The 17,275-nt window shown below is 63.9% G+C and carries 13 protein-coding genes; 8 read left to right on the top strand and 5 right to left on the bottom strand.

Annotated elements, in window-relative coordinates:
- Positions 1–19: 19 nt before the first annotated feature.
- Genes IP89_RS00445 through IP89_RS00435 form a run of 3 tightly spaced genes read right to left on the bottom strand, consistent with a single transcriptional unit; the run spans position 20 to position 3,541 of the window.
- The gene (locus IP89_RS00445) at positions 20–1,483 is read right to left on the bottom strand and encodes an amino acid permease (RefSeq protein ID WP_043306922.1); all 1,464 of its coding nucleotides are present in this window, start codon (positions 1,481–1,483) and stop codon (positions 20–22) included.
- Between the two features lie 59 nt (positions 1,484–1,542).
- On the bottom strand, positions 1,543–2,541 hold the full coding sequence (locus IP89_RS00440; protein WP_043306921.1) for a class I SAM-dependent methyltransferase: 999 nt from the start codon (positions 2,539–2,541) through the stop codon (positions 1,543–1,545).
- Between the two features lie 31 nt (positions 2,542–2,572).
- Positions 2,573–3,541 carry a 2-hydroxyacid dehydrogenase gene (locus IP89_RS00435; protein ID WP_043306920.1) on the bottom strand — a complete coding sequence of 323 codons (969 nt, stop codon included), beginning with the start codon at positions 3,539–3,541 and terminating at the stop codon, positions 2,573–2,575.
- A 79-nt stretch (positions 3,542–3,620) separates the two neighbouring features.
- On the opposite strand from IP89_RS00435, the gene IP89_RS00430 reads away from it, so the two are divergent.
- A complete protein-coding gene (locus IP89_RS00430; RefSeq protein WP_043306919.1) occupies positions 3,621–4,250 on the top strand; it encodes a LysE family translocator in 630 nt (209 codons plus the stop codon).
- Between the two features lie 53 nt (positions 4,251–4,303).
- On the opposite strand, the gene IP89_RS00425 is transcribed toward IP89_RS00430, so the two are convergent.
- Positions 4,304–5,479: an acetyl-CoA C-acyltransferase gene (locus IP89_RS00425; RefSeq protein WP_043306918.1), complete on the bottom strand. Its 1,176-nt coding sequence runs from the start codon at positions 5,477–5,479 to the stop codon at positions 4,304–4,306.
- Positions 5,480–5,652: 173 nt separating this feature from the next.
- Here IP89_RS00425 and IP89_RS00420 point away from each other — a divergent pair, with 173 nt between their 5' ends.
- The 4 genes from IP89_RS00420 to IP89_RS00405 all read left to right on the top strand — a co-directional run bounded on the left by IP89_RS00420 (position 5,653) and on the right by IP89_RS00405 (position 13,828).
- Entirely contained in the window at positions 5,653–7,335 is a 1,683-nt protein-coding gene (locus tag IP89_RS00420) for a fatty acid--CoA ligase (protein WP_043306917.1), read from the top strand.
- A 336-nt stretch (positions 7,336–7,671) separates the two neighbouring features.
- The gene (locus IP89_RS00415) at positions 7,672–9,585 is read left to right on the top strand and encodes a DUF1302 domain-containing protein (RefSeq protein ID WP_043306916.1); all 1,914 of its coding nucleotides are present in this window, start codon (positions 7,672–7,674) and stop codon (positions 9,583–9,585) included.
- Between the two features lie 29 nt (positions 9,586–9,614).
- Positions 9,615–10,982, top strand: coding sequence for a DUF1329 domain-containing protein (locus IP89_RS00410; protein WP_043307196.1), 1,368 nt, complete (start codon positions 9,615–9,617; stop codon positions 10,980–10,982).
- 128 nt (positions 10,983–11,110) lie between these two features.
- Positions 11,111–13,828, top strand: a complete 2,718-nt coding sequence (locus IP89_RS00405) for a LuxR C-terminal-related transcriptional regulator (protein ID WP_043306915.1) — start codon at positions 11,111–11,113, stop codon at positions 13,826–13,828.
- Here the strand turns inward: IP89_RS00405 and IP89_RS00400 are convergent.
- On the bottom strand, positions 13,821–14,651 hold the full coding sequence (locus IP89_RS00400) for a metal-dependent hydrolase (RefSeq protein WP_043306914.1): 831 nt from the start codon (positions 14,649–14,651) through the stop codon (positions 13,821–13,823). The two genes, IP89_RS00405 and IP89_RS00400, sit on opposite strands and share 8 nt — an antisense overlap.
- A 122-nt stretch (positions 14,652–14,773) precedes the next feature.
- Here IP89_RS00400 and IP89_RS00395 point away from each other — a divergent pair, with 122 nt between their 5' ends.
- The 3 genes from IP89_RS00395 to IP89_RS00385 all read left to right on the top strand — a co-directional run bounded on the left by IP89_RS00395 (position 14,774) and on the right by IP89_RS00385 (position 17,222).
- Positions 14,774–15,817: an AraC family transcriptional regulator gene (locus IP89_RS00395; protein ID WP_043306913.1), complete on the top strand. Its 1,044-nt coding sequence runs from the start codon at positions 14,774–14,776 to the stop codon at positions 15,815–15,817.
- Positions 15,814–16,458 carry an MBL fold metallo-hydrolase gene (locus IP89_RS00390; protein WP_043306912.1) on the top strand — a complete coding sequence of 215 codons (645 nt, stop codon included), beginning with the start codon at positions 15,814–15,816 and terminating at the stop codon, positions 16,456–16,458. The genes IP89_RS00395 and IP89_RS00390 overlap by 4 nt, the downstream gene beginning before the upstream one ends.
- An 80-nt stretch (positions 16,459–16,538) precedes the next feature.
- Positions 16,539–17,222 carry an OmpA family protein gene (locus IP89_RS00385; RefSeq protein ID WP_043306911.1) on the top strand — a complete coding sequence of 228 codons (684 nt, stop codon included), beginning with the start codon at positions 16,539–16,541 and terminating at the stop codon, positions 17,220–17,222.
- The last annotated feature ends 53 nt before the right edge of the window (positions 17,223–17,275 follow it).

Genomic DNA, 17,275 nt, shown 5'->3' with positions numbered 1-17,275 from the left:
GCGCGCCGGCGAGGCAACCTCACTCGTCGGTCGAACGCACGTCCATTTGCTGGTAGGAGACCAGGCGACTGCCGTACTTCAGGCGGTAGCCGAACCAGATGGCGAGGAACAGCGGCAGGCTGATGTAGGTGGCGATCAGGCCGGCCCAGTCGATGCTCTCGGCGACGAACGCCTGGTAGTTCTGCCCCAGGGTGATGACCAGGCACAGGCTAAAGGCGAACAGCGGGCCGAAGGGGAACAGTTTGGCGCGGTAAGGCAGGTCTTCCAGGCGCCCGCCCTGGGCCAGGTAGCCCTTGCGGAAGCGGTAGTGCGATACGGCGATGCCCAGCCAGGCGATAAAGCCGCACATCCCGGAGGTATTCAGCAGCCAGGTGTACAGGGTGCTGTCGCCGACGATGGAGGTGAAGAAGCACAGCGCTCCGACCAGGGTGGTGGCGTACAGCGCGTTGCGCGGCACGCCGCTGTTGGACAGGCGGGCGAACAGGCGCGGTGCCTTGCCCTGCTTGGCCAGGTTGTAGAGCATGCGGGTGGATGCGTACATGCCCGAGTTGCCGGCCGAGAGGATGGCGGTGAGGATCACCGCGTTCATCACGCTGGCCGCGGCGGCGAAGCCGGCGCGCTCGAACAGCAGGGTGAAGGGCGACACGCTGATATCGCTGGCATCGTTCTGCAGCAGGCTGGGGTCGGTGTAGGGAATCAGCATGCCGATCACGAAGATCGCCAGGATGTAGAACATCAGGATGCGCCAGAACACCTGGCGGATGGCGATGGGGATGTTCTTGCGCGGGTTCTCCGACTCGCCGGCGGCGATGCCGATCAACTCGGTGCCCTGAAACGAGAAGCCGGCGATCATCGCCACCCCGACCATAGCCTGCAGGCCGCCGACGAAGGGCGCGTCACCGGCGGTGAAGTTGCTGAAGCCGGGCGACTCGATGCCGCCCATGATGCCGAAGATGGTGGCCAGGCCGATGCCGATGAAGATCACCACGGCCAGCACCTTGATCAGGGCGAACCAGAACTCGCTCTCGCCGAAGCCCTTCACCGAGACGAAGTTGAGCAGGAACATCAGGCCGAGGAACAGGGCGCTCCAGTAGATGCCGGGCACGTCCGGCAGCCAGAAGCTCATGATCAGCTGCGCCGCCACCAGTTCTGCGGCGATGGTCACCGCCCAGTTGTACCAGTAGTTCCAGCCCTGGGCGAAACCGAAGCCTTCGTCGACGAAGCGGCTGCCATAGGTGCTGAACGAGCCGGATACCGGCATGTGCGCGGCCATCTCGCCGAGGCTGGTCATGAGGAAATACACCATTACCCCGATCAGCGCGTAGGCCAGCAGGGCCCCGCCCGGGCCGGCGCTGGCCACCGTGGCGCCGGAGGCGACGAACAGGCCGGTGCCGATCGAGCCGCCGATGGCGATCATGTTCAGGTGCCGCGGCTTCAGCGAGCGCTGCAGGTGGGGCTGGTTGGTGCTGGGTGTATCGGTCACAAAAAGGCTCCGGGGCGGTCCACGAAGGTGGCCGCCTGAGTATGGTCGAGGATGGGCGATCAGCCGCGGCGGGCGCTGTAGATGCGGAAGCCGTCGCCTTCGCTCAGGGTCTTGCAGGGTCCCAGGTGCTGTTCGATCAGCGGCGGGTATTTGAGGAAGCTGTTGGCCACCAGGCGCAGTTCGCCACCCTTGCTCAGATGGCGGGCGGCCTCGCGCAGCAGATGCTCGCTGGCCTGGTAGTCGGTGTGTACACCGGTGTGGAAGGGCGGGTTGCTGATGATGGCGGCAAGGCCGCTGGGGGCCGCGTCGATACCGTCGCCGGCGATCACTTCGGCCTCCAGGCCGTTGGCGGCCAGGGTTAGGCGGCTGCTCTCGACGGCGAAGGCATCGACGTCGAGCAGAGTCAGCTGGCTCTGCGGATAGCGGCGCTTGAGGGTGGCGCCGAGCACGCCGGCGCCGCAGCCGAAGTCGAGCAGATGGCCGTGCGGCAGGCCATCCAGCTGTTCCAGCAGCAGTGCGCTGCCGCGATCCAGGCGCCCATGGCTGAACACGCCGGGCAGGCTCAGGACCTGCAGTGGGCCGTCGGCCAGGGGCAGCTCGAAGCGTTGGGCGAGGGCGTGCAGGTCGGGCGCGGCCGGTGCGTTGTCCACAGTGACCTGCCACAGCTGGCAATGGCGGGCACTGTCCAGCTTGCGCGGCTTGCCATAGGCGCTCAGCTGCTTGGCGGCGCGTTCGATACCGCCGCGCTTCTCGCCGACCAGGTACAGCTCGCGGCCGGCCAGGCGCGCGGCCAGGGCTTGTAGCAGGTAGTCGGCAAGCTCACGGGACTTGGGCAGGAACAGCACGGCGCCGTCGAAGGTTGCATTGGGCACCAGGGTGCCGAAGCGGCTGCGCCCGGCGAAGCGTGCCTCAAGGGTGTTCTGTTCGCCGGCGTGCCAGCTCCAGCCATGGGCGCGCGGCAGCTGGCCGAGCAGGTCGTCGGCCGGCAGGCCGGCCAGCAGCAGGTCGCCCTGGAACAGCTCCGCCTGGCGCAACAGCACCTCGCTTCGTGGGTCCATGGCGATCTCCGGGTCAAAAAAGCTGCGTAGTTTACCCGCTGACCACGCGGATGGGGGCGCCGGCGAAGAACGCGCGGGCATTCTCCGACAGTTGGCCGACGATACGCTGGCGGGCCTCGCGGCTGCCCCAGGCGTTGTGCGGGGTGATGATCAGGCGCGGGATGTCCTGCGCCAGCAGCGGGTTACCGTTACGCGGTGGCTCCTCGCTGAGCACGTCGAATGCCGCACCGCCCAGGTGGCCGGCGCGCAGGGTATCGGCCAGGGCCTGCTCGTCGACCAGGCCGCCGCGGGCGGTGTTGATCAGCAGCGCTTGTGGCTTCATCAGTGCCAGCTCGGCGGCGCCGATCAGGTTGCGGGTCTGCTCGTTGAGCGGGCAGTGCAGGCTGAGGGCGTCGACCTGCGGCAGCAGTTCGCTCAGCGCCAGGCGGTCGGCGCGGGCCGGGCGGCCGGGCAGGGCGCCATACAGCACGCGCATGCCCAGGGCTTCGGCCAGGCGTGCGAAGGCGCCGCCCAGTTCGCCGTGGCCGAGGATGCCGAGGGTCTTGCCCTGCAGTTCGATGATCGGGAAGTCCAGCAGGCAGAACTGGCTGGAGCGTTGCCAGGCGCCGTCACGTACCGCCGCCTGGTAATCGGGCAGGCGGGTGGCGAGGTTGAGCAGCAGCATCAGGGCGTGCTGGGCCACCGAGGCGGTGCCGTAGCCCTGGCAGTTGGCGACGGTGATGCCGCGCTCGCGGGCGGCGGCCAGGTCGACGTTGTTGGTGCCGGTGGCAGAGACCAGGATCAGCTTCAGCTCGGGGCAGGCGGCCAGGGTGGCGGCGCTCATGTGCACCTTGTTGCTGATCGCCACCTGGGCGCCTTGCAGGCGTTCGGCGACCTGTTCAGCTGTGCAGGTGTCGTGCTGGATCAGTTCGCCGACCACCTGGCGCAGTGGCGCCATGTCGAGATCGCCGAGGTCGAGGGAGCTGTGGTCGAGGAAGACCGCGCGGGTGCTGTTGCTCATCAGCTGTACCTGTCTGGATGCGTTGCAGTGGCGTAAGGTTGCCAGCCTGTTGTCCTGATTCCCACTATTCGGAGGTCGCATGTACTGGGCGGAGTTTTTGACCGTGGCGCTGATCCACCTGCTGGCCGTGGCCAGCCCGGGGCCGGATTTCGCCATCGTCGTGCGCGAGAGCGTGGCCCATGGCCGCCGTGCCGGCACCTGGACGGCGCTGGGCGTGGGCACCGGCATCTTCGTCCATGTGGCCTATTCGCTGCTGGGAATCGGCCTGATCGTGTCGCAGTCCATCGTGCTGTTCAACGCGCTGAAGTGGCTGGCGGCGGCCTACCTGTTCTACATCGGCATCAAGGCCCTGCGCGCCAAGCCGGCGGCGCCGGGTAGCCTGGAAGTGGCTGCGGAGGATGTCGAGCGTTCGCCGCGCGGCGCCTTCATGACCGGCTTCGTCACCAATGGCCTGAATCCCAAGGCCACGCTGTTCTTCCTCTCGCTGTTCACCGTGGTGATCAACCCGCACACGCCGCTGGCGGTGCAGGCCGGCTACGGGGTGTACCTGGCGTTCGCCACGGCGATCTGGTTCTGCCTGGTGGCCTTGCTGTTCAGCCAGCGCCGGGTGCGCGCCGGTTTCGCCCGCATGGGCCACTGGTTCGACCGGCTGATGGGCGTGGTGCTGGTGGGGTTGGGGATCAAGCTGGCCTTTACCGAACTGCGTTAATTAGCCGCCCATAAAAAAGCCCCGCCTAGGCGGGGCTTTTTCTTGCGGAGCGCTTACAGCAGCTCGATGGCCACGGCAGTGGCTTCGCCACCGCCGATGCACAGCGAGGCCACGCCGCGCTTGCCGCCTTTGTTGCGCAGGGCGTTGATCAGGGTAACGATCAGGCGCGAGCCGGTGGAGCCAACCGGGTGGCCCTGGGCGCAGGCGCCGCCGTAGACGTTGACCTTGGTGTGGTCCAGACCGTGCTCACGCATGGCCAGCATGGTGACCATGGCAAAGGCTTCGTTGATCTCGTACAGGTCGACGCTGTCCTTGCTCCAGCCAGTCTTCTTGAACAGGTTGCTCATGGCACCGATCGGCGCGATGGTGAACTCGCTCGGGTCCTGGCTCTGGGTGGCGTGGGCGACGATTTTGGCCAGCGGCTTGAGGCCACGCTTGGCGGCTTCCTCGGCGGTCATCAGGACCAGGGCGCTGGCGCCGTCGGAGATCGAGCTGGCGTTGGCGGCGGTGATGGTGCCGTCCTTCTTGAACGCCGGCTTGAGGCCGGGGATCTTGTCCAGGTTGGCGGTCAGCGGCTGCTCGTCGTCCTTCACCACCACTTCGCCCTTGCGGCTGGTGACGGTGACCGGAACGATCTCGTTGGCCAGCTCGCCGCTCTGGATGGCGGCCTGGGCGCGCTTGAGCGACTCGATGGCGTAGGCGTCCATCTCCTCGCGGGTGATGCCGTACTTGTCGGCGGTTTCCTGGGCGAAGGAGCCCATCAGGCGGCCGGTGCGGGCGTCTTCCAGGCCGTCGAAGAACATGTGGTCCTTGATCTCTCCGTGGCCCATGCGCAGGCCGGTGCGGGCCTTCTCAATGATGTACGGGGCGTTGGACATGCTTTCCATGCCGCCGGCGACCATCACTTCGTTACTGCCAGCCTTGAGCGCGTCGAAGGCCTGCATCACGGCCTTCATGCCGGAGCCGCACAGCTTGTTGATGGTGGTGCAGCCGGTGGCCGACGGCAGGCCAGCGCCCAGCGAGGCCTGGCGGGCCGGGCCCTGCTTGAGGCCGGCGGGCAGCACGCAGCCCATGATCACTTCCTGCACGTCGGCCGGCGCGATGCCGGCACGGGCCACGGCCTCGCGGATGGCGATGGCGCCCAGTTCCACGGCGGGTACGCCGGACAGGCTGCCCTGGAAGCCGCCCATTGGGGTGCGGGCGCCGCTGACGATGACGATATCGGACATCGGTATTACCTCTGAAGAGTGAAGCCGTAAACGGCAGTACCAGTCGATTCTACTGCGTGACCGAAAGTGGCCAAAGGGTCACGGAAAAAATCATTCTTTTGACGGATTAAGCCGGAGCCAGAGCGGTTCTAGATTGGCGACGAAGAAAAACTCCAAGAAAACAGGTTACCGCCATGCTGAATACTCGTGTCATTCCGCCAACCGAAAACGCCAACCAGGCGCCATTGCTGATCAAGCGCCTGCTGCTCTCCGGCAGCCGCTACGAGAAGACCCGCGAGATCGTCTATCGCGACCTGGTGCGCTACAGCTACGCCACCTTCAACGAGCGCGTGGCGCGCCTGGCCAACGTGCTGAGCGAGGCCGGGGTGAAGGCTGGTGACACTGTGGCGGTGATGGATTGGGACAGCCACCGTTACCTCGAGTGCATGTTCGCCATCCCGATGATCGGCGCGGTGCTGCACACCATCAACATCCGGCTGTCGGCCGACCAGATCCTCTACACCATGAACCATGCCGAAGACCGCTTCGTGCTGGTCAACAGCGAGTTCCTGCCGCTGTACAAGGCAGTGGAAGGGCAGCTGACCACGGTAGAGAAGACCATCCTGCTCACCGACGGCGTCGAGAAGACCGCCGACCTGCCCAACCTGGTCGGTGAGTACGAGGGCCTGCTGGCTGCGGCCAGTACCCAGTACGACTTCGCCGATTTTGACGAAAACTCGGTAGCCACCACCTTCTACACCACCGGCACTACCGGTAACCCCAAGGGCGTGTACTTCACCCACCGTCAGCTAGTGCTGCACACCCTGGCCGAGGCCAGCGTGCTGGGCAGTCTGGACAGCGTGCGCCTGCTGGGCACCGACGACGTGTACATGCCGATCACCCCGATGTTCCACGTGCATGCCTGGGGCATCCCGTACGTGGCCACCATGCTCGGCATCAAGCAGGTCTACCCGGGGCGTTACGATCCGGAGCTGCTGGTGCAGCTGTGGCAGAAGGAGAAGGTCACCTTTTCCCACTGCGTGCCGACCATCCTGCAGATGGTACTCAACGCCAAGGCGGGGCAGGGCCAGGACTTCGGTGGCTGGAAGATCATCATCGGTGGCAGTGCGCTCAATCGCTCGCTGTATGAGGCCTCCAAGGCCCGTGGCATCCAGCTCACCGCGGCCTACGGCATGTCCGAGACCTGCCCGCTGATCTCCTGTGCGCACATCAACGAGGAGCTCAAGGCCGGCAGTGAAGGCGAGCAGATCACCTACCGGATCAAGGCCGGCGTGCCGGTTCCTCTGGTAGAAACCGCGCTGATGGGCGCCGATGGCCAGTTGTTACCGGCCGACGGCGAGACCCAGGGCGAGCTGGTGCTGCGCGCGCCCTGGCTGACCATGGGCTACTTCAACGAACCGCAGAAGAGTGCCGAGCTGTGGGAACACGGCTGGCTGCACACCGGCGACGTCGCCACGCTGGACGACTTCGGCTTCATCGATATCCGCGACCGCATCAAGGATGTGATCAAGACTGGCGGCGAATGGCTGTCCTCGCTGGAGCTGGAGGATCTGATCAGTCGTCATCCGGCTGTACGCGAAGTGGCGGTGGTCGGGGTTCCCGATCCGCAATGGGGCGAGCGCCCCTTCGCCCTGCTGGTCCTGCGCGACGGGCAGAGCCTGGACGCCAAGGGGCTCAAGGAGCACCTCAAGCCGCATGTAGAGCAGGGCAGCATCAACAAGTGGGCGATACCCAGTCAGATCGCGCTTGTTACCGATATTCCCAAAACCAGTGTGGGCAAGCTCGACAAGAAACGAATTCGTCTTGATATCGCTCAGTGGCTGGAGGCGGGCAGCGCGTTTTTGTCCACGCTTTGAATGTCGTTGTAATGGGGGCATTTACATGAACCCCAGTCGCTACTAGGGCTCTGAGGCCCGTGGGATAAGGCTTCCAAACTGAAGGCCTCCGGCAGAAAAAACGGGGGCCTTTGTTTTTTAGGGTGCTGATGGCGTCTTTGTAGCGGATCCATGCTTCAAACGAGCGTTTGGCTTGCAAATTGCTTTGGCTGGTCAAGTTCGGCTGGGGTGGTATTCGTGACTGGCCGGTCTAGAGGGGTTGGGGGCAGGAAATCACACTTTCGGGGGATCAAGCCTCAGGGGGTGGTAGCTATAGTCCGCAGCATCCATAACAAAAAAACACATGGAGTAGCGTCGATGATAAAAAACCAACCGTTCTGGCGTCTGGCCAAGCTGCCTCTGGCAGTGAGCCTTGCCTCCACTCTCGCTGCCCCGGCATTCGGCGTCTCGTTCAACATTGGTGAGATCGAAGGTCAACTGGACTCCACTCTGTCTGTTGGTGCCAGTTGGTCCATGCGCAGTGCCGATCCCGAGCTAATCGGGGGGCACAATGGTGGTAAAGGCCTCTCTCAAACTTCAGATGATGGCCATCTGAATTTCAAGAAGGGCGAGACCTTCTCGAAGATTTTCAAGGGCATTCATGACCTCGAACTGAAGTACGGTGATACCGGTGTTTTCGTTCGTGGCAAGTATTGGTATGACTTTGAGCTGAAGGATGAGCACCGCGAGTTCAAAGACATCAGCGACTCCAATCGCAAGGAAGGCGCGCAGGCCTCTGGCGCTCAATTGCTGGACGCCTTCGTTTATCACAACTACAGCATCGCTGAGCAGCCTGGCAGTGTACGTCTGGGCAAGCAGGTGGTGAGCTGGGGTGAGAGCACCTTCATCCAGAATGGTATCAACTCGATTAACCCGATCGATGTATCTGCTTTCCGCCGCCCAGGTGCCGAGGTCAAGGAAGGCCTTATCCCGGTCAACATGTTCTATGTATCGCAGAGCCTGACCGACAATCTGTCCGCTGAGGCCTTTTACCAGCTGGAGTGGGATCAGACTGTTATCGATAACTGCGGTACTTTCTTCTCCCAGGCCGATGTCGCGGCGGATGGCTGTGATCGCAATACAACCGTCCTGACCCCGGCAGTTGCACCTTTTGGTGGCTTGCTCGGGTATAGCACCACTTCCGAAGGTGTGATTGTGCCGCGTGGTGGTGATCGCGATGCTCGTGATGATGGGCAGTGGGGCGCAGCTCTGCGTTACTTCTTCGAGCCCCTTGATACTGAGTTCGGCGCCTACTTCATGAACTATCACAGTCGCGCACCGATCTTCAGTGCTCAGGCAGCAGCCAGGGCGGATTACCTGCAGTCGGCTGGTGTGCTCGGTGGCGCAGTTCCGGCTATCCCTGCAGCCGCGCGGCAAGGAGCTGCAATTGCGAACGTGGCTGGTGGCAGTAATTATTTCATGGAGTACCCAGAGGACATCCGCCTTTATGGCCTGAGCTTCTCTACTACTCTGCCCACTGGCACCGCATGGCAGGGCGAACTTAGCTATCGTCCGAATGCTCCAGTTCAGCTGAACACTACCGATGTGCTTTATGCAGGTGTCCGTGGTCTGGCTGCCTTCAACCCAGCGTTTGCTCCGTTCGGTCAATACTCGCTTCTGGGGGGAGATCCCGCGTCGATTCCTGGGAGCACACTGCACGGCTATAAGCGCAAAGAAATCACACAGTTCCAGACTACATTCACTCACTTCTTCGATCAGGTCATGGGTGCTGAGCGTCTGACCTTGGTAGGTGAAGTTGGTGTCGTTCGTGTAGGTGGTTTGGAAAGCACAAGTGAAGCACGTTATGGCCGTGATCCGGTATTCGGACCAGGTGAACTGCCGGGTACCATCAGTGGCCTGGCGAGCTGTACTGCAATTAACGCGGGTACCTTTGGCGGTACTCCCGCGGCAGCCAACCGTAGCAAGCATTGCAACGATGATGGTTTTGTAACCTCTACCTCCTGGGGCTACCGTGCCCGTGCCATCTGGGACTACAACGACGTATTTGCTGGCATCAACCTGAAGCCCAGCGTGGCATGGTCACATGACGTCGATGGTTATGGTCCGAACGGTATGTTCACCGAGGGTGCCAAGGCCGTAAGCCTGGGGCTAGATGCTGAATATCAGAACACCTACACAGTAGGTTTGTCTTACACCGATTTCTTCGGCGGCGATTACAACACTTCGACTGATCGTGACTTCCTCGCCTTCAGCGTGGGCATGAGCTTCTAAGCAGAACAAGAATAAGGACGACTATGCAGATGAAAGCAAAAAAGATCCTGTTGCAATCCGGTGTGCTGGCGCTGTCCATGCTCGCCACCAGCGTAATGGCTGCCGTTCCCGCCGATGAAGCTGCCAAGCTCGGCACCAGCCTGACGCCGGTCGGTGCCGAAAAAGCTGGTAATGCCGATGGTTCCATCCCCGAGTGGACTGGCGGTCTGCCGAAGAATGCCGGCACTGTGGATGACCGTGGCTTCCTGTCCAATCCGTTCCCGAACGAGAAGCCGCTGTTCACCATCACCGCGCAGAACGTCGATCAGTACAAGGACAAGCTGACCCCTGGCCAGCTGGCGATGTTCAAGCGTTATCCAGAAACCTACAAGATGCCGGTGTACACCACCCACCGTTCGGCGGGCCTGCCGCAGAACGTGCTGGATGATGCCAAGTCCAACGCCGTCAACACCAAGCTGGTCGAGGGCGGTAACGGTCTGGAGAACTTCAAGACCGCCAACCCGTTCCCGATTCCGCAGAACGGTCTGGAAGTAGTCTGGAACCAGATCACCCGTTATCGCGGTGGCAGCGTGCGTCGTCTGGTGACCCAGGCTACTCCGCAGGCCAATGGCTCGTTCAGTCTGGTGTACTTCCAGGACGAATTCGTCTTCCCGACCAGTCTGACTGACTACGACCCGAGCAAGCCGAGCAACATCCTCTTCTACTTCAAGCAGCGTGTAACCGCTCCGGCTCGTCTGGCTGGTAACGTTCTTCTGGTTCACGAGACCCTGAACCAGGTGAAGGAGCCGCGTCTGGCCTGGCTGTACAACGCCGGTCAGCGCCGCGTGCGCCGCGCCCCGCAGGTGTCATATGACGGTCCGGGTACCGCCGCCGATGGTCTGCGTACCTCGGACAACCTGGACATGTACAACGGTGCTCCGGATCGCTACGACTGGAAACTGGTTGGCAAGAAGGAGATATACATTCCGTACAACTCCTACGACCTCGACTCGCCGAAGCTGAAATACGCCGACGTGATCAAGGCCGGCCACATCAACCAGGACCTGACCCGTTACGAGCTGCACCGCGTATGGCAGGTGACCGCCACCCTGAAAGCTGGTGAACGCCACATCTACGCCAAGCGCGACATGTACATCGACGAGGACACCTGGCAGGCTTCGGTGATCGACCACTACGATGGTCGTGGTTCGCTGTGGCGTGTGGCCGAGGCCCACTCCCAGTACTACTACGACAAGCAGGTCCCGTGGTACACCCTGGAAACCCTGTATGACGTGATCTCCGGTCGCTACCTGGCTCTGGGTATGAAGAACGAAGAGAAGAAGGCCTATGACTTCGGTTACAAGGCATCTACCTCCGACTTCACCCCGGCAGCTCTGCGTCAGGCTGGCGTGCGTTAATACTCCGCGTTACCCGAGAAAGCCGGCCTTGTGCCGGCTTTTTCGTTTCTGCAGATGGACTGGGCTTCAAATGCTCGGCGCGAGGGGATAGGCTGCGGTCATTTCGCGCCTGGATTGCAACTGCGCCCGTGACCGATCTATCCAGCTCTCCTGCTCTTTCCAGCTTTCCGGTCTCTACCGGAGAAGGGCGCTTCTTTCGTCCGCCACTGCCTGCCGGTCACGTGCTGCGGCCACGCCTGTGCGAGCGGCTGGAAGCCGGTATGGATGGCCGGTTACTGCTGGTCTGTGCGCCGGCAGGATTCGGCAAGAGCTCGCTGGCCGTGGAGTTCTGCGAGCGCTTACCGGTGGGCTGGCAGAACCTGTGGATCAGCCTCAACCGCCGTGACAGTGATCCTGGGCGCTTCCTCGAGCGCCTGCTGGAGGGACTGCGCCAGCACTTCCCGAGGATTGGTGACGAGGCGCTCGGTCTGCTGAAGATGCGCCAGCGCCATCAGCCATTCGCCTTCGAGGAGTGGCTGGATGGCCTGCTCGATGAGCTGAACGAGCGGCTCGATCCTGAAAACCCACTGTTGCTGGTGCTCGACGACTATCACCTGGCCCAGGGTGCGGTACTGGATCGCTGCCTGCAGTTTTTCCTCAATCACCTGCCGGCCGGCATGCTGGTACTGGTAACCAGCCGTCAGCGCCCCGATTGGCACCTGGCCCGCCTACGTCTGTCGCGGCAGCTGCTGGAGTTGCAGGAGCAGGATCTGCGTCTGACCCGAGACGAGACCAGCGAGCTGCTTTCCGTACAAGGCGCCGAATTACCCGGCGAGGCCCTGGAAACCTTGCTGCAGCGCAGCGAGGGATGGGTGGCCGGCCTGCGCCTCTGGTTGCTCACGGCGGCCGAGGGCGAGCGCGATCTGCATGGCGCGCAGGGCATGATTCGCGACTACCTGTTGGAAGAGGTGATCGAACGCCAGTCTCCGGAAGTCCAAGCCTTCCTCTATGACACCTCCTGCCTCGAGCGCTTCTGTCCGGAGCTGTGCGATGCGGTGCGTGACAGTCACGACAGCGCCTTGATCCTGCAGCATCTGCAGGCGCACCAGGTGTTTCTGGTGCCACTGGACGAGCAGGGCCGCTGGTTCCGTTACCACCATCTGTTCTCCGATCTGTTGCGGGCGAACCCGGCCAGGCAGTTGTCGCAGCCTGCGGCGCGCCTGCACCTGCGTGCCTGCCGCTGGTTCAGTGGGCAGGGGCAGCTCGATGAGGCGGTGGAGCAGGCCCTGCGGGCTGGCCAGCCCGACGTAGCCGCCAGCCTGGTGCAGAACTTCTCCGAGGAGCATCTGCTGGCCGAGCAGAACGTGGCCATGCTGCTGCGCTGGAAGATGGACCTGCCAGACAGTCTGCTGACCAGCACGCCACGTCTGATCCTGCTGTACAGCTGGGCCCTGGCCCTGGCCTGCCAGCTGGATGCCGCCGAGGAGCTGGCCAACCATCTGGAGCGCTTCCTGCCGGCACCTAGTGCGGCCGAGCAGCAGTCGCTGCTGGCCCAGTGGCTGGCCGTCAGCGGTGTCATCGCCCGCGGTCGCGGCGACAGCCACAGCGCCGAGCTTTACTGCGGCCAGGCGCTGGTCGGCATGCCGAGCCAGCATTACGGCTCGCGTCTGCTGTGCATGTCGACGTTGGCCAACCTGGCGGTGGTGCGCGGCGATCTATGGCGTGCCCGCGGCCTCAATCGCGAGGCACTGGAGCTGGCCCAGCGCCACGGCAACCTGCTGTTCGAGGCCTTCTGTCATTACGATCGGGCCCGGGTCCTGCTGGCCCGTGGCGAGATCGTCCGGGCTCTGGAAGAGGTACGCGCCGGCCTCGAACGCATACGCGGTCTCTCGACCCAGCGCGACTACGCGGTGCGTGCGCGGCTGACGCTGTACGAGGGAGTCCTGCTGTGCCTGCGCCTGCGCCCGGATGAGGCCCGCGAGCGATTGCTGGTGGGCATCGGCGAGGCGCGCAAGTGCCGCGATATCAGCCTGCTGATCGGCTACTGCATCCTGGCCAGCCAGGAGGGGCGCTTGGGGCGCCTCAACGAGGCCTTCGCGCAGCTGGCCGAGGCCGAGCGCCTGATGCATATCTGGGACGTACCGCCGGTGTACTACCTGGCGATGATCACCGTGACCAAGTGCGAGCTGTGGCTGAGCCAAGGCCAGGTCGACCTGGCCAACGCCTGGCTGGTGCGCCTGGCGGAGACCTACGGCGGAGAGCAGGCGGCTGCCGCGCCGGAGTTCCATCCCCAGCTGCCGTTGCATATCGAGTTGCAGCGCGCGGCGCTGGAGCGGCGCATGGACCAGCCGGAAGCCGCCGAGCGGCGCTTGCGCGCACTGATCCAGCGAGCACAGGTACAGGGCGGGCAACTGCTCGGCGTGTTCGCCCAAGCGCAATTAAGCCAGTTGCTGTATGCCGCCGGGCGTGAGCGTGATGCCCAGCAGCAGCTACTCAGTGGCCTGGAGGCGGGGGCGGGCGGTGCTCTGTTGCCGTTCTACGAGTTGCTCGTGCATCAGCCAGGCTGGTTGCGTGCTCAGTTGCAGACGGCGCCGGTAGGCCCGCTCAGCGAGGCGTTGCGTGCTTGCCTACCGGCAGAGGTCGAAGCCGAGCCGGTGGCGGCCGGGGCAATCGAGACCTTGAGTACTCGCGAACTGGCAGTGCTGCGGCTGATCGCACTGGGCTGCTCGAATCAGGAAATCAGCGATCGTCTGTTCATCTCCCTACACACGGTCAAGACCCACGCGCGCCACATCAACAGCAAGCTCGGCGTCGAGCGGCGCACCCAGGCAGTGGCGCGTGCCAAGGGCCTGGGCCTGATCAGCTGACCTCCAGCGGGTCGAACTCGCGGCGGCGTTCCAGGATCAGCTGCAGGTTGTCGTGCTGCCAGGGGTGGAAGTCGGCCCGGTAGAAGTCGAGGTAGACCCGCACCAGTGGGCGCAGGATGCCGCGGCTGCCCCACAGCCAGGCGAGTCCGTCACGCCAGACCCTCCAGTTCCACAGCAGGCCGTCGCGGCGCAGCATGTGCACTAGACCCTTGAAAGTGTCCAGGGTGAAAAAGAAGGTGCTGTGCAGCATGGCGCGGCGGCGTATCCAGACCTTGCCGCACACCTGCTGGTAGAGGTCGAAGGCCACGGCCTTGTGCTCGCTTTCCTCCAGCGCATGCCAGCGCCACAGGCGCGCCATGTCCGGGTCTGCACCGGCCAGCCAGTCCGGATTCTTGAGAATGGCGTCGGCCATGATCGCGGTGAGGTGCTCGACCGCTGTGGTGGCGGCCAGGTGTGCTTTGGGCGGCAGGTGCTTGCGCACGAAGGCCAGGCGCTTCTTCAGGCGGCGCTCCAGATAGTCCAGGTCGTAGCCGGCTTCGCGCAGCGCCTCGCTGTAATGCTCGTGCTCGCGGCTGTGGTGGGCCTCCTGGCCGATGAAACCGCGGATCTGCGCCTGCTGCAGCGGGTCGCTGACCTGGTCGCGGTAGGCACGCACCGAGTCGATGAAGAAGCGCTCGCCATCGGGGAAGAGCAGCGACATGGCGTCGAAGAAGTGGCTCTTGAAAGCGTCGCCGCCATGCCAATGGCGATTCCAGGGCGAAGGCAGGCTGAACTCAGGCTGACGCGGCTTGATCAACAGATCGTGCGGGGTGGGGCAGTGCATGCGGCCTCCCATCTTGTAGTTATGTTCGGGAGGACTATGGGCTTGTGGGCTTTTCCCGGACAAGGTTATCTTCAGCCAAGTTTCAGGTCATATCCGGCCATAGGCCTTTGCGGTTGGCACCAATGAGCAAACCCCTGACCCTGAGTTCCGAGCTGGTTCCCATCACCTATGCCGAGACCCTGCTGCAGCTGGCGGGCGAGCGCGGCATCGAGCGTGAGCGGCTGCTCGGCGCCGCGGGCATTCGCCCGGAGCAACTGCAGAGCCCCACCGGGCGGCTGTCCTTTATCGATTTCCACCAGCTCGCCGCGACCGCCCTGCTGCTGTGCGATGAGCCGGCGCTTGGCCTGTTGCTGGGGCTGCGTCTGAATGCGTCGGCCCACGGCATCCTCGGCTATGCGCTGCTGTCCAGCGCCAACCTGGGCAAGGCGGTGCATTTCGCCTTGCGCTACTACCGGGTGCTGGGGCTGACCTTCGATCTGGAGCTGGTGGATAACCCGGACTCCTTGGAACTGCGCGCCAGCGAGTCGATTCCCCTGGGCTCGCTCGGCCGTTTCGCCGCCGAAGGCCTGTTCGGCAGCCTGTACGCCATCGCCCAGTTCCTGCTCGGCGAGGCGCCAAAGGGGCTCGAAGTCGGTTTCGCCTATTCCGAGCCTGGCCACGCCGCGCGCTACCACGAAGCCTTCGGTGTGACGGCGCTGTTCGATCAGCCCTGGCACTGGTTCCGCCTGCCTCGGCACTACCTGGATCGGCCCATGGCGCTGGCCAATCCGGCGACCATGCAGATGTGCGAGCAGCAGTGCGAGGCGCTACTGGCTAGCCTGGATGTGCAGGAGGGGTTGCTCAGTCGCCTGCGTCGTCTGCTGTTGGCACGCCCCGGCGACTTTCCCAATCTGGACAGCGCGGCCAGTGCGCTGCATACCAGTGGACGCAGCCTGCGCCGCCACCTGGCCGGCGCTGGTACCAGCTACCAGCAGGTGCTCGACGAGGTGCGCAAGCGCCTGGCGCTGCAATATCTGGAGGCCACTCACCTGCCGCTGTTCGAGATCGCCCTGCTGCTGGGCTTCAGCGACCCTTCCAACTTTCGCCGAGCGTTTCGCAAATGGACGGGTAGGGCGCCGAACGATTATCGTGCGCGGCCCGCGCCGACCGAGGAGACCGTCAGATGACCGCCAGCCCGCAACCCAGCCTGATCCGTGAAACCTTCCCCGTCGGCCCGTTGCAGTGCAACTGCACCATCATCGGCGATCCGGTGACGAAGAAGGCCATCGTCGTCGACCCGGGCGGCAACCCCGAGTTGATCATGACGCGCCTGGAGGCTCATGGGCTCAAGGTGGTCAGCATCATCCACACCCATGCGCATCTGGATCACTTCCTGGCTTCCGGGCAGATGAAGGAGAAGACTGGCGCCACCCTGCACTTGCACAAGGATGACCAGTTCCTCTGGGACAACCTGGAGATGCAGTGCCGCATGTTCGGCGTGCCCTATACCCCGGTGCCGGCGCCGGACCAGTGGCTGGCCGATGACGAGGAACTGGCCTGTGGCTGCGGCGTGGCCCTGCACACACCGGGACATACGCCGGGCTCCACCAGCTTCTGGTTCGCCGAGGCCAAGCTGCTGATCGCCGGCGACACCCTGTTCCGTCGCGGTATCGGTCGCACCGACCTGTGGGGCGGCGACTACGCCACCATCGAGCGCTCAATCAAGCGCCTCTACACTCTGGATGAAGACGCCACTGTGGTCACCGGCCACGGCCCGGACACTCGCCTGGGTGACGAGATGCGCGAGAACCCCTTCATCCGCGCCTGACGGGGAATCTTTCCGCGCCGCTTCGCTCTAACCTGTTGCCGGTCCGTCCGACTGGTAACCCCGCTTCAGGAGTAACCCACATGTATACCCCTTCACGCCTGACTCTCGCCGCACTGCTGTTGGCGCTGCTGACTGGCTGTGCCTCGCAGAATCCCTATGACAACCAGAGCCAGCAGAGCTCCGGTGGCATGAGCAAGACCGCCAAGTACGGTGGCCTCGGTGCCCTGGCTGGCGCCGTGGCCGGTGCCGCGATCAACCACGACAACCGCGGCAAGGGTGCGCTGATCGGCGCCGCGGTGGCCGGCGCCGCTGGTGCCGGTTACGGCTATTACGCCGACAAGCAGGAAGAAGAGCTGCGCCGCAGTATGGAAGGCACCGGCGTGGAAGTGCAGCGCCAGGGCGACACCATCCAACTGATCATGCCCGGCAACATCACCTTCGCCACCGACTCCGCGGACATTGCCAGCAGCTTCTACAACCCGCTGAACAACCTGGCTACCTCGTTCCGGCAGTACAACCAGAACAGCATCGAGATCGTCGGCCACACCGATAGCACCGGCAACCACGCCTATAACGTGGGCCTGTCGCAGCGCCGCGCGCAGAGCGTGGCCAACTACCTGATGGCCCAGGGCGTCGATGCCTCGCGTCTCAGTACCCGTGGCGCCGGCCCGGATCAGCCGGTGGCCAGCAACGCCACGGCCGATGGCCGTGCGCAGAACCGCCGCGTCGAAGTCACCTTGCGCCCGCTGCCTGGCGCGCAATAAGCGCAGGCTGATGCACACCGAAAGGCCCCACGCGGGGCCTTTCGTGTTTCTGA

It is taken from the genome of Pseudomonas sp. ML96 (assembly GCF_000761545.1).
Classification (GTDB): domain Bacteria; phylum Pseudomonadota; class Gammaproteobacteria; order Pseudomonadales; family Pseudomonadaceae; genus Aquipseudomonas.
The sequence above is the reverse complement of the archived record's forward strand: the minus strand, read 5'-3'. Positions and strand labels throughout refer to the sequence as shown.